Raw genomic sequence first — 498 nt, 5'->3', positions numbered from 1 at the left:
TCGTACAACCAGCAACACCACTGCTATTAACCAAGGATTTAATCTCAGTGCAAATAATAATGCCGCTGACAATGTTCAACTCAGTGAAACAATTAACTTCACCAACACGGATGGCAACCTCGTCTCCACTGTTAATGACAACGAGATTGTTTACAACCTCGCTGAAGCCATTGACCTTGGTGCAGCAGGTAGCCTGACTACTGGTAACACTACTGTTAATAATACTGGCGTCAGAATCGATGATGGCACTAATATCAGCAGCTATGGTGCAAATGGTTTTACCGTCACAGATGGTATCAATAGTACAGCCCTTAACCAAGCAGGTTTAAGCTTTACTGATGTCAATGGCGCAATAGGCCCAAGCATTACAGCTACAGGTCTTAATGCTGGTGGAACAGTTATCACCAATGTAGGAGAAGGCGTAGCAGCAACAGATGCTGCGACCAAAGGTCAAGTAGATGCAGCTGCTGCAGCTGGTAATGCGATAACTGCTGCACT

General features: G+C 45.0%; 1 protein-coding gene. It reads left to right on the top strand.

Features of this window, described 5'->3' with window-relative positions; translation table 11 throughout:
* A partial coding sequence (locus ACTQ9T_RS14570; RefSeq protein WP_440465493.1) for a hypothetical protein occupies positions 1-498 on the top strand: 498 nt, incomplete at both ends.

The sequence above is a fragment of the Psychrobacter sp. ASPA161_6 genome, from assembly GCF_051970285.1.
GTDB classification, from domain to species: domain Bacteria; phylum Pseudomonadota; class Gammaproteobacteria; order Pseudomonadales; family Moraxellaceae; genus Psychrobacter; species Psychrobacter glaciei.
Note: the sequence above shows the minus strand (reverse complement) of the source record. Positions and strands in the feature narration are given on the sequence as shown.